General features: G+C 66.4%; 11 protein-coding genes. 4 read left to right on the forward strand and 7 right to left on the reverse strand.

Annotated elements, in window-relative coordinates; genetic code table 11:
* Nucleotides 1-72 precede the first annotated feature (72 nt).
* Both QM741_RS04105 and ubiA read right to left on the reverse strand, forming a co-directional pair.
* A complete protein-coding gene (locus QM741_RS04105; RefSeq protein WP_415209071.1) occupies nt 73-1,026 on the reverse strand; it encodes a PhzF family phenazine biosynthesis protein in 954 nt (317 codons plus the stop codon).
* Nucleotides 1,027-1,034: 8 nt separating this feature from the next.
* Nucleotides 1,035-1,892, reverse strand: a complete 858-nt coding sequence (gene ubiA / locus QM741_RS04110) for a 4-hydroxybenzoate octaprenyltransferase (RefSeq protein WP_415209072.1) — start codon at nt 1,890-1,892, stop codon at nt 1,035-1,037.
* Nucleotides 1,893-2,241: 349 nt separating this feature from the next.
* Here ubiA and QM741_RS04115 point away from each other — a divergent pair, with 349 nt between their 5' ends.
* Nucleotides 2,242-3,876 carry an FMN-binding glutamate synthase family protein gene (locus tag QM741_RS04115; protein WP_415206471.1) on the forward strand — a complete coding sequence of 545 codons (1,635 nt, stop codon included), beginning with the start codon at nt 2,242-2,244 and terminating at the stop codon, nt 3,874-3,876.
* Between the two features lie 129 nt (nt 3,877-4,005).
* On the opposite strand, the gene QM741_RS04120 is transcribed toward QM741_RS04115, so the two are convergent.
* The 3 genes from QM741_RS04120 to QM741_RS04130 form a co-directional block, all read right to left on the reverse strand.
* Nucleotides 4,006-5,550 (reverse strand): ArnT family glycosyltransferase, encoded by a 1,545-nt coding sequence (locus QM741_RS04120; RefSeq protein ID WP_415206472.1) that lies wholly within the window; start codon nt 5,548-5,550, stop codon nt 4,006-4,008.
* A gap of 33 nt (nt 5,551-5,583) precedes the next feature.
* Nucleotides 5,584-6,351 (reverse strand): type 1 glutamine amidotransferase, encoded by a 768-nt coding sequence (locus QM741_RS04125; protein ID WP_415206473.1) that lies wholly within the window; start codon nt 6,349-6,351, stop codon nt 5,584-5,586.
* 61 nt (nt 6,352-6,412) lie between these two features.
* Nucleotides 6,413-7,249, reverse strand: a complete 837-nt coding sequence (locus QM741_RS04130) for a YdiY family protein (RefSeq protein WP_415206474.1) — start codon at nt 7,247-7,249, stop codon at nt 6,413-6,415.
* Between the two features lie 280 nt (nt 7,250-7,529).
* Between QM741_RS04130 and QM741_RS04135 the strand changes: the two genes are divergently transcribed.
* From QM741_RS04135 to QM741_RS04145, 3 genes are all read left to right on the forward strand, one after another.
* On the forward strand, nt 7,530-8,516 hold the full coding sequence (locus QM741_RS04135; protein ID WP_415206475.1) for a helix-turn-helix transcriptional regulator: 987 nt from the start codon (nt 7,530-7,532) through the stop codon (nt 8,514-8,516).
* Nucleotides 8,513-9,484: a patatin-like phospholipase family protein gene (locus tag QM741_RS04140; RefSeq protein WP_415206476.1), complete on the forward strand. Its 972-nt coding sequence runs from the start codon at nt 8,513-8,515 to the stop codon at nt 9,482-9,484. The genes QM741_RS04135 and QM741_RS04140 overlap by 4 nt, the downstream gene beginning before the upstream one ends.
* A 148-nt stretch (nt 9,485-9,632) precedes the next feature.
* Entirely contained in the window at nt 9,633-9,944 is a 312-nt protein-coding gene (locus QM741_RS04145; RefSeq protein WP_415206477.1) for a hypothetical protein, read from the forward strand.
* A gap of 231 nt (nt 9,945-10,175) precedes the next feature.
* On the opposite strand, the gene QM741_RS04150 is transcribed toward QM741_RS04145, so the two are convergent.
* On the reverse strand, nt 10,176-11,573 hold the full coding sequence (locus QM741_RS04150; RefSeq protein WP_415206478.1) for a sensor histidine kinase N-terminal domain-containing protein: 1,398 nt from the start codon (nt 11,571-11,573) through the stop codon (nt 10,176-10,178).
* A gap of 5 nt (nt 11,574-11,578) precedes the next feature.
* Nucleotides 11,579-12,241, reverse strand: coding sequence for a response regulator (locus tag QM741_RS04155; RefSeq protein ID WP_415206479.1), 663 nt, complete (start codon nt 12,239-12,241; stop codon nt 11,579-11,581).
* Between the last annotated feature and the right edge of the window lie 70 nt (nt 12,242-12,311).

Genomic DNA, 12,311 nt, shown 5'->3' on the forward strand with positions numbered 1-12,311 from the left:
GCGTCCATGCCGTTCCACGATTCCCGCCGGATTCGCGCAAGGCCGACGATTCCTTAACCCACATTTCTCACATCAGCGTGCGTCGCCGATGCGGCACCTGATCGTGCCGTCGACGATCGTGTGCGAACGTCCGCCGACCCAGATGACGGCGGCGGCGGAGCTGCCGTCGATGCGCACGTCGAGCGTGGCGTCGTGGCCGGTCTCGCGGCCCTGGCTGACGCGATAACCCCGCGCGAGCGCGCCATGCGGTTCGCGCTGCGCGATATACGCCGCGATCAAACCGTTGGCCGCACCCGAAGCAGGGTCTTCGCCGATGCCGACACCGGCCGGGAACGCGCGCACGACGAGATCGTAGCCGGGAGATTCGGGATTGGGCGGCGGTGGCACGGCGGCCGTGTCCGCACGGGCGAATACGCACAGGCCCATGCCGTCGCCCGCGCGCGCCAGCGCGAGGATCGCGGCATGGTCGGGCTTCCACGCGCGCAGCGATGCCTCGTCCGCGAGTTCGGCCACCCACCAGCGCCGGCCGCCGTCGATGAAGGCCGGCGGCAGTGCGCCGAGTCTCATGCCGCCGAGTGCGGCGCGTAGCAGGGCATCGTCGCCGCCTTCGCGCACCACGCGCGCAGCGGGCGATCGGACGAATAGACGTCTGCACGTCCCTTCGCCCCCGACGCGGATCGGCAACAGGCCCGCGCCGCATTCCTGCAGCAACTCGCCGGCGCGCGCGCATGCACGGCCGGTTTCGAGCGCCGCATGCGCGCTGCCTATCGACGGATGTCCGGCGAACGGGATTTCCCTGGTCGGCGTGAAGATGCGCAGGCGGTAGCTCGCGCGCGCGTCGCCCGGCGCGAGCACGAATGTCGTTTCGACGAGGTTGGTCCATTTCGCGAAGCGCTGCATGTCGGCCTCGCTCCACGCATCCGCGCCGAACACCACGCCGAGCGGGTTGCCGCCGCCGGCGCGTTCGGCGAATACATCGACTTGCAAATAGCGAATGGCGTCTGCGTCGCCGTGGTCGTCGGTCATGTATTCGATCACTTCATCGCCAGCGACACGACCATGCCCACCCACAGCGCCATGCCGACCCAGTTGTTGTTGCGGAACGCGGCGAAGCACGCGTCGCGGCCGCGGCCGCGCATGATCCATAGCTGCCAGGCGAACAGCGACGCGGCGACGGCAACGCCGGCGAAGTAGGGCCAGTGCAGATGGCCACGCTGCGCGACCAGCGCCATCGCGCCGAGAAACGTGGCCATCAGCACGCCGAGGATGGGCAGGTCCGCGTCGCCGAACAGGATCGCGGTCGACTTGGCGCCGACGCGCAGGTCGTCGTCGCGGTCGACCATTGCGTATTCGGTGTCGTAGATCGTCGAGAACAGCACGTTGGCGAGGAACAGCAGCCAGCACAGCGGCGGCGTCGCATTCGTCACCGCGGCGAACGCCATCGGGATGCCCCAGCCGAACGCGGCACCGAGGTAGACCTGCGGCAGATGCGTGTAACGTTTGGTGAACGGATACGTCGCGGCGAGGAAAGCGCCGACGAACGACAGCTCGATCGTCAGCCGGTTGGTGAACAGCACGAGCACGAATGCCAGCGCGAGCAAGACGAAAAATACGGCCAGCGCTTCGTGCGGCGATACCTTGCCGGCCGCGAGCGGACGTTCGCGCGTGCGCTTCACTTGGGGATCGAGCTTGCGGTCGGCATAGTCGTTGATCGCGCAGCCGGCCGAGCGCGTCAGGAACACGCCGAGCGTGAAGATCACGAGTGCGCTCCACGGCGGGAAATCGCCCGCCGCAAGCCACAGCGCCCACCAGGTCGGCCACAGCAGCAACGCCGCGCCGATCGGCCGGTGCATGCGCGCAAGTTTGGCGTATTCGATCAAGCGATCGCGCAAGCGCGGCCAGTCGAAGCGCGGCGGCGATTTCTGCTCGACCTTCGCCTTGCCGGGCGGCCGCTTGACCGCGCCGACCGGCGGCACCGAAATCTTCGGGCGCGCGGTGAGGTCGGCGCGCCCGGCCTTCGCCGCGGGCGTCGATGCCGCCGTTTTCGTCGACTTCCGTTTCGGCGCGGCGAGCGGCAGCGAACCCTGTTCGACGGGATTCGGCCTGGTGCGCGGACGGCGGGGTTTTTGCGGCGTGATTTCCTGATCCACCCGCCAAGTGTACGCCAGCCGCGTTGCCGCTCGCATTCGTCATCGCGCCCGGCGTATGCTCGCGCGGATTTCCTTGCCGGGACGCCCGATCATGCTGCCTTCGCGCTACGTGCCGTTCGCCGTTTGCCTGCTGCTGCTCGTTCTCTCGGTCGCGATGCTCTGGGATGGTCCGCTGTGGCGCTGGGCCACGGCGGTCTTCGGCGCGCTTTCGCTGGTCGGCGTTTGCGACATGGCGCAAACCCGGCACACGCTGTGGCGGAATTTTCCGATCACGGCCCACATCCGCAGCTTCTTCGAGTTCTTCCGGCCGATGCTGCGCCAGTACGTGGTCGAGTCCGACACCGACGAGGTGCCGTTCTCGTACGCGCAGCGTTCGATCGTCTACCAGCGCGCGAAGAACGTCGAGGACAAGCGCCCGTTCGGCACGGAGCAAGACGTCTACCGCACCCAGTACGAATGGATCAACCACTCGCTCGCGCCGGCGAAGATAACCAGCCACGACTTCCGCATCACGATCGGCGGCGCGCAGTGCGCGCAGCCGTACTCGGCCAGCGTGTTCAACATCTCGGCGATGAGCTTCGGCGCGCTGAGCGCGAACGCGATCCGCGCGCTCAACGAAGGCGCGCGCCGCGGCGACTTCTACCACGACACGGGCGAGGGCTCGATGTCGCGCTACCACCGCGAGATGGGCGGGGACATCTGCTGGGAAATCGGCTCCGGCTATTTCGGCTGCCGCAACGGCGACGGCAGCTTCAGCCTCGATAAATTTGTGGAAAATGCAAAAAATCCACAAGTGAAAATGGTCGAGATCAAGCTCTCGCAGGGCGCCAAGCCGGGCCATGGCGGCGTGCTGCCGGGCGTTAAGGTCAGCCCCGAGATCGCTGAGGCGCGCGGCGTGCCGGTCGGCCAGGACTGCGTCTCGCCGGCCGCGCATTCGGCGTTCTCGACGCCGCTCGGCCTGCTCGAGTTCGTCGCCCTGCTGCGCGAGAAGTCCGGCGGCAAGCCGACCGGCTTCAAGCTGGCGCTGGGCCATCCTTGGGAATGGTTCGGCATCGCCAAGGCAATGCAGGAATCCGGCATCCTGCCCGACTTCATCGTCGTCGACGGCGGCGAAGGCGGCACCGGCGCGGCACCGCTCGAATTCACCGACCACGTCGGCGTGCCGCTGCGCGAAGCGTTACTGCTGATCCACAACACGCTCGTGGGCCTAAACCTGCGCGACAAGATCAGCCTCGGCGCCAGCGGCAAGGTGATCACCGCATTCGACCTCGCGCGCACGCTCGCGCTCGGCGCCGACTGGTGCAACGCCGCGCGCGGCTTCATGTTCGCTCTGGGTTGCATCCAGTCGCAGCACTGCCACACCGACCGCTGTCCGACCGGCATCGCCACGCAGGATCCGGGGCGCTGGAAGAAACTCGACGTGCCCGACAAGGCCGAGCGCGTGAAGAACTTCCACGACAACACGTTGAAGGCGCTCAAGGAACTCATCGCCGCGGCCGGCCTGACCCATCCTGCGCAGCTCGGCCCGGAACACATCATCCGCCGCGTGTCCTCGACCGAAGTGCGCTCGCTCGCTGCGCTCTATCAATACGTCGAGCCGGGCGCACTGTTGAACGGCGGCATTCCGAACCATGCCGTGTTCCAGTCGTTCTGGAACGACGCGCGCTCCGACACGTTCGCGGCGCCAAGTGCGTTGCGCGACCGGCGGCAAACCAAGTCACGTTAGATACATTGTTGGCACAAAGCAGAACTGCCGCACCGACCGCTGCCCGGCCGGCGTCGCAACCCAGGATCCGCGGCGCTGGAAGCAGCTCGATGTGCCGAGCAAGTCCGATCCCGCGCAGCGCAATCCAGCTCAACCGGACTGAAGCTGGCTTCGGATGCGGCCCTTGCAGAGATCCAGAACGGCCAGATCGGATTCCCTCGGTTCGTACTTCCTCAACTTGAAGACCTCGGCTCCGGCAAAAGCCGGGCGGGAAATCAAATCCGGCGCTTGGTCCGTCAGCACGACATCGCATCCGGAAGATTGAAAATCCGCAGGCAAAGGAACCGCCACGGCCTCCGTTTGCAGTAAGTAGTATTCGTTCCACTCACGCACTTTCCAGTTCCAGTCCCCCGCGGCGATGGGGTGATGTTCACTCGGAATATCCAGATGAAAACGTGCTTCCGGAGTATTCCGGATCACCCGGGCTATGCGCTGCATATCGATCGTGACCGGCGGCTTGTTGGCAATCGCCCAGGCAGCGGATATGCGCGGCACCAGGACGACAAGCCCGAATAGCGCATATGCCGATGCGTGCATCCATTGGACCGACACCGGGCGGAAGATGATCCAGCGCACGCCGGCCGCGACGAGAACGGCGAGGGCCGGCAGCGCCGGCGTGATGTACCACGGCAGCTTGGAAACGGAGCAATGTATCAGTGCCATTGCCACAATCGCGAAAACGGCCGTGAGTCGCAGGGCCTGGCCGCGTGCGCCCTGTCCTGTGGTCAACGCGACGACCGTGCCGATGGCCAAGGGCACCCACAAATATCCCATGCCACGGTAAAGCAACTGCAGATAATAGACGTGCCCTTGCAAATGACCGGCATCGACACCGCTCGTCATGCGAACCACCACGTCCCGGAACAGCTGATGCAGAAATCCGGGGGCGTGCAGGAGGTTTTCGATGACCCACAGCAGATAGGCGGATAGCCCGGACAACAGCAACAAAGATGGGGCCTTGAAGCATGATGCCCATGAATCGAGCGGCGCAGATCTGCTTTCGCCGCTCTTTTTCATCGAGCAGACGAAACCGGTCAACTCGTCGGCAAGCGTTGCGAGAAACAGGAGTGTCGGCCCGAGCAAGCCTTTGTACAAACCGCTCAGGCAGGCCGCCCCACATGCCACGACCAACCATCGCCTGGCATGTTCGATCCGGTAGAGATGATACGAAGCAAGCGCGCAGATCAGGCAGAAACAGAGCAACGGCTCGGTCACTCCAGCTCTCGCACCGTGAATATCGAGCCACGGGCTGATCGTCGCAAGCAACAGCGCCGCAAACAGCCCCGACCACACATCGAGCATCCAGGCACTGACGATGAACACCATCGCGACGGTCAGCGTGGCGAACACGGCGCTGGGAAGACGATCCGAAAACTCGCTTTCGCCGAACGCCGCAAACGACACGGCGACTGGCCACACCGCCAGCGGCGGTTTCCACGAATAGCGCCGCCCTTGGAACTTCAGCGGGTACCAATTTCCGTTCGCCACGGCATTGTGCGCAGCCACAGCGTAAATCGCCTCATCGCTCCACAAACTGGACCGACCCAGTCCGACGAAATTGACGGCAGCGCCGACGCCAAGCGCGAGCAGCAGGAATATCCATTCGAGCGCCGAGGTCTTGCGCAACGCGGTCATCGATTCCCCATGCCTTCGCTGGAATTCCGCAGTCTATCGCAGGTCGACCGCAGTTACGGCGCCGGCCCGTTGTCGATGTTTACGTGGCGCCCCGAGCATGTCGAGGAAGTTGTTGAAGACATCAAACGCCTTGCCTTGCATCGCATCGATATGAGCGAACGTGTCGGCGCGAATCGACTCGGCGTCGCGGCCGAGGCCGGCGGCGATCAGTTCGTCGCGATAGTCCGGCAACGCGAGCCAGCGTTCGATCAGCGGTTTGTCCATCTCGAGATGGAACTGGAAACCGTAGGCGTTGCTGCCGTGGCGGAACGCCTGGTTCTCGCAGGTACCCGTGCGCGCGAGGTGCGTGGCGCCGGCGGGAATGTCGAAGGTATAGCCGTGCCACTGGAATACCGGCGCGGCATCGCCGAGCGGCGCGAGCACGGGATCGCCGCGGCCCGCATCGGTCGTGGCCAGGTCGTACCAGCCGATCTCGCTGACGCGATGGCGCCGTACTTCGCCGCCGAGCGCGTGCGCGAGCAGTTGCGCACCGAGGCAGATGCCGAGCACGGGCTTGTCTTCGTCGAGCGCCTGCCGAATCACGTCGATCTCGGTTTGCAGGTGCGTACGTTCGCCCCGGTCCTCGACGTTCATCGGTCCACCGAGCACGATCAGGCCCTTGTAGCGGTCGAGCCGCGGCCGCGCATCGGGCTGACGCTCGAAATTGACGAACTTGACCCGATGCCCGCGCCGGCGGATCAGCGGATCGAGCGTGCCCAGCGGCTCAGCGGCGACATGTTGAAAAACAAGAATCCGGGACATAAAAAAACGGGCTCGTGGAAGAGCCCGTTTTACTTCAATCACGCCACGCTGTCGATGGCGATCAGAAGCCGTAGACGAGGTTGGTGGTCAGCAACTGGTCAGTCTTCTTGGTGTACGCGGAACCCGGCGGGATGTCCGTGTTGTGGCGAACCTGGTAGCCGGCCTTGAGCGCCAGACGGTCGCTCATCTTCACCTGCAGGCCGAGGTCGTTCTGGATGAAGGTATTTTCGCTGCCCGCTTCGACGAGAAGGGTGTCGACCAGCGAGGTGGTCTCGTTGAAATTGTGCTTGTAGTTGACGAGGCCGCGCGCGACGACGTAGCTGTCCGAGTCGGCCTTGAAATAGACCGGCGGATCGACGCTGTAGTCGTACGCGCCCTTGGGCTGCTGCACCTTGTAGCCCGGGCCGATTTCGAGCGAAAGCTCGTCGGAAGCGTTCTTCAGCACCTGATAGCCGTAGCCGATCGAGGCGGTGTACTGGTACTGGTACGGCGAGAACGCATCGTGCTCGTAACGCAGCGCGCCGACGATGTAGCTGCGGTCGTCGAACTTGTAGCCGGCGGAGGCGCCTGCGTCGTAGCGGTTGGCGGTCAGGTTGTACTGGGTCGTGTTCTGGACCACCGGATTGCCGGAAGCGTCGTAACCGACCGTCGCAGTGGTGACGTTGGCTTTGTTGCGTTGGGCTTCGAGGAAGAAGTCGTACTTCCAGAGATCGTCCTCTTTTTTCAGCGTCAGCTTGGCGTTGACGTTCTGCGACTTGGCGTTGCCGCTCGCGAGCGCGAGGCCGGCTTCGCCCGAGCCATGCCACTGGCCGTCTGCGGGCGTCGGAGCGGGGTCGGCGGCGTACACGGCGACGGGGAGCGCCAGCGCCAGCGCGCAGGCGAGAATGGTCTTGTTCATGTCGGGTCTCCTTGTGGGTTTTGCGATTCATTCGCAAAGGGCGGCGCATTATGTCCCACGATTCCGCGCCCACCTCTACGTCAGCGTCCGTTCATTCAGGAAAGAATCAGAAAAAGGTTAACAAGTACTCTTTGTCGCAAATTCGCAATTTATATTTGTTGCTTTTTACCTGTTTTTCCGAACAACCCCGACCCGGGCGCCGGACGCGAAACGGCGGACAGGCGAAGCCGTTCGTGGACCGGCAACCCGCGCCGGCGGCGAGTTCGCGTACCATAGCCGCATGGATCGCTACGAACGCATTCTGACCCTGCACCGCATCCTCAAGGCGTCGCGCCGGCCGGTGCCGCTGGCGCGCCTGCTCGACGAGCTCGAATGCTCGCGCGCGACGGCCTATCGCGACATCGCCTTCCTGCGCGACGCGCTCGGCGCGCCGATCGAGAGCGACGGCGAGAGCGCGGCCTACAGCTACGCCGTCGAGGAGGGCGAGCGTTTCGAACTGCCCGGGCTGTGGTTGACGAGCGAGGAACTGCAGGCCCTGCTCGCGCTCAACGAACTGGTCGGCCGCACCGGACCCGGCGTGCTCGCTTCCGCGCTTGCGCCGTTCCGTTCGCGCATCGACAAGCTGCTGACGAGCCAGGCCGACGGCGCCGCGCGCAAGGCGCCGCTCGAACGCATCCGCGTGATCGGCTACGGCACGCGCAAGATCGACGAGGCGACGTTTCGACATGTCGCCAGCGCCGTGCTCGAACGCAAGCGGCTGAAATTCCAATACCGCGCGCGCTCAACCGACCAGGCCACGCAGCGCGACGTCTCGCCGCAGCGCCTGACCCATTATCGCGACAACTGGTATCTCGACGCCTGGGACGAGAGCCGCGAGGCGCTGCGCAGCTTCGCGGTCGACCGCATCAAGGACGCGCAGGTGCTCGATGCGGCCGCGACCGATCGCGACGAGGAAGAACTGAACCGGCATCTCGCTTCGAGCTACGGCATTTTCTCCGGCGCGCCGAAGAACTGGGCGACCGTGCGTTTCTCCGCGCATGCGGCGCGCTGGGTGGCCGACGAACATTGGCATTCGCAGCAGCAGGGTACGCGGCTCAAGGACGGGCGCTACGAGTTGAAGCTGCCGTACAGCAATTCGAAGGAACTGCTGATGGACGTGCTCAAATACGGACCGGATGCCGAAATCGTCGCGCCGCCGAGTTTGCGCGAGGAAATGAAGATCCTGCTCCAGCTCACGATCGGCGCCTACGCCGGAGCGCCCGTGTGAGCAAGTCGCGCGCGGCGCCCACCGTTTCGCTCGTGCTCGGCTCGGGCGGCGCGCGCGGCTATGCGCACATCGGCGCGATCGAGGAACTGCGCGCGCAGGGTTTCGACATCCGCAGCCTCGCCGGCTGCTCGATGGGTGCGCTGGTCGGCGGCATCTACGCCGCGGGCAAGCTCGACGACTACCGCGACTGGTCGCGTTCGCTGCAACGCCTCGACGTGCTGCGCCTGCTCGACTGGACGCTGTCGGGCGGCGGTTTCATCAAGGGCGATCGCGTCATCGGCCAGATCCGGAACTTGATCGGCGAGGTGCGCATCGAGGATCTGCCGATCAGTTACACCGCGGTCGCGGTCGATCTCTACGCACAGCGCGAGGTATGGTTTTCGCGCGGGCCGCTGTTCGACGCAATCCGCGCCTCGATCGCGATTCCGGCCGTGTTCCGCCCGCACCACTACCAGGGCCGCACGCTCGTCGACGGCGGCCTGCTCAACCCGGTGCCGGTCACGCCGACGTTGCGCGACCTGACCGACTGCACGATCGCGATCGACGTCAACGGTCCCGACGAGGAAACGGACGATGGCCCGGCCGGCGCGCAGGATCCCACGTTCGGAGACATGGACGAGGCGCTGGCCGCGAACGAACACGTCGCGCACGAACCCGGTGCCGCGCCCGCCCCTGCGCGGCGCAAGATCGCAGGCTTCATCGACAGCCTGATCGAAAAGCGCGGGAAGCGGCAGGCCGAACGTACCGCCGACCCCGGCGCGCTGGAACTGTTCGCGCGCACGCTCGACATCGCGCAGCAGACCGTGACGCGCTACAAGCTCGCCGCGCAACCACCCGACCTCATCGTGCGCGTGCCGCGCAACGCCTGCGCGTTCTACGAATTCCATCGCGCCGACGAGGTGATCGAATCCGGCCGCCGACGCACGCGCGAGGCGCTGCGGCATTGGCGGGTGCAGGGGCGGCGCTGAGCGGGTGCGGCAACGATGCCTGAACGATGCGCTGCGCAGATGGTCAACGCGCGCGGCCCCGGCGCATTATCGACATGCGAGGTCCTGGTGCGTTCCGTGCGGATGCCCCCGGACTCGTCCCGAATGACAATTCCGAGGAGTGATCGTCATGCGCATGCACACCGCTGTCCTTGCCGCCGCGCTCGCCGCCGGTGCGGCACTCATGGCCGCCGCGTCGTCCGCCGAGGCGCGCGTCTACGTCGATATCGGCGTCGCCCCGCCGCCGCCGCGCGTCGTGGTCGCGCCACCGCCGCGCGCCGGTTTCGTCTGGGCGCCCGGCTACTGGCGCTGGAACGGCAGCCGCCACGTCTGGGTCGACGGCTACTGGATCCGCGCGCGTCCCGGCTACCACTGGGTCGCGCCGGGATGGCAACCGTACGGTGCGCGCTGGCGCTACCACGGCGGTTATTGGGCACGCTGATCCGCGTGCCTCGCTCCGTTCCACACTCGCCAATCCGCAATGAAAAAAACGGCCCGCTGGGGAGAGCGGGCCGTCGGGATCGTGATACAGAGGCCGGGGGTAGCGGCCTAGTGAGTTCTGCATCACGGTATCTACGATACGCGGTCAAGCTTACAAAAGCCTGACGAACGAGTAAGGATTCCACGAAATCCCGCGCGTAGCGCAGCGCGAACGCGTCCGGTCCGATGTCACTCACGCATCGCCTGCCGCAAGCGTCACCCGCACGCGCGCGCCGCGTTTGCCGGCGCCGTCCGCGAGTTCGACCGCTGCGCCGTGCGCGCGCGCGATCTCCTCGACGATGGCGAGGCCGAGTCCATTGCCTTCGCGCTCGCCGCCGTCGATGCGATAGAAACGCTCGAACACGCGCGCGCGTTCGGCTTCGGGAATTCCGGGGCCGTTGTCTTCGACTTCGAGGAAAACCTGGCGCGCGCCGGCGGCGGTGCCGCAGCGCACGGTGACGCTGCCGCCTGCCGGCGTATACGCGAGCGCGTTGTCGATCAGGTTGGCGAGCAGTTCGCGCAGCAGCCAGTCGCTCGCCTGTACGCGCGCGGACTCGGCCTCGAGGCCCAGATCGATGCGCGCGGCGAGCGCGCGATCGAAGTGCGCGGCGACGCCGTCCTTGGCGAGATCGGCAAGATCGAGCTCGCGGAAATCGCCGGCCGGGTTCGCCGAAGGTTCCGCGCGCGCGAGCGCGAGCAACTGGTTGGCCGTGTGTCCGAGCCGCTGCATGCCTGCATGCAACCGCGCGACGCGCTCGCGCAGGGCGGGATCGGCGCTGCCCTGCTGGGCGATTTCGTTCGACAGCAATTCGAGCTGCGCCTGCAGGCCGGCCAGCGGCGTGCGCAGCTGATGCGCGGCATTGGCGAGAAAGCGGTGCTGTGCGCTCGCCGCTTCGGCGACGGTCGCGAACAGGCGGTTGAGCGCCTGGGTCAGCGGCCGCACTTCGCCCGGCACCTGGGATTCGTCGAGCGCGGCGAGGTCGCGCGCGGAGCGGCGTGCGATCTGTTCGCGCAGCGCGAGCAGCGGGCGCAGTCCCACGCGCACGCCGATCCAGACCAGCAGCAAGGTGCCGAGCAGTTGCGCCAGGTCGCTGGCGACGATGAAGGTGAGCATGCTGCGCAGCGTTTCGCGGCGCTTGTTCGTGGTCTCGGCTACGCTGATCGCGATGGTGCCGCTCGCGTTCGTCAGACGATAGGTCGCCACGCGCACCGGCGCGTCGCGGTAGTGCGCATCGGCGAACGACGGGTTGTCGCGGCCTGCCGGCGCCACCGGAAGGCCTGAGTCGCCGGCGACGAAATTGCCGTCGGTGTCGAGCACGAGGTAGTAGATTTCGTCGTGGTTGTCGGCGCGCAGCACCGCGATGGCCTGGTCGGACAGTTCGGACTTCACCTTGCCGTCGCTGCCGATATTGAGGTGCGCGGCGACCGCGACGATCGAGCTGGCCAGCACCTGGTCGTAGGCGGCGTGGATCGGCGCGGCCGTCGAGTAGTAGTCGATCAGCACGCCGCCGGTGAGCAGCAGCGCGAGCGGCGCCGTCAGCAGCAGCAGCAGGCGGCGGCGGATCGAGGGAATGCGCGGCGCGGCATCCATCGCGTTCAGTTTTCGTCGAGGCGGTAGCCGAGTCCGCGCGCGGTGCGGATCGACACCGCCTCGCCGAGCTTGCCGCGCAGGCGCGAGACGTAAACCTCGACCGCGTTCGTGGTGATGTCGTCGTTCCAGCTCGACACCGCCTGCTGCAGGCGTTCCTTGCGCACGACCTGGCCCGCGTGCAGGGCGAGGCATTCGAGCACGGCCCATTCGCGCGGGGTCAGGTCGAGCGGCTCGTCGCCGACGCGTGCCTCGCGTCGCGGCAGGTCCAGATGCAGGCCGCCGACGACGACCTGCGGGTTGCCTTCCGCCTTGCTGCGCCGGATCAGCGCGCGGCAGCGCGCGGCCAGCTCGGGCATCGCGAACGGCTTGACCAGGTAGTCGTCGCCGCCGATGTCGAGCGCATTGACGCGGTCGGCGAGGCCGTCGCGCGCGGTGACCACCAGCACCGGCACCGCATGGCCGGCGCGGCGCACCCGGCGCACGAATTCGAACCCGTCCATGCCCGGCAGGCCGAGATCGACGAGGAGCAGGTCGAACGCCTCGCGCTGCATCGCCGCCTCGGCGCGTTCCGCGCGGTCGACGCGATCGACCGCGAAGCCGCTCTGGGTCAGGCCGCGCAGCATCGCGTCGGCCACCAGGGCGTCGTCTTCCACCACGAGTATGCGCATGGATTTCCGCCTGCGGCGTCCGCGTGACTGTGTGCGCCAGCATACACGCAGTGCAGTGCAGGAATTCCTA

Source organism: Rudaea sp. (genome assembly GCF_047601565.1).
GTDB lineage: Bacteria > Pseudomonadota > Gammaproteobacteria > Xanthomonadales > Rhodanobacteraceae > Rudaea.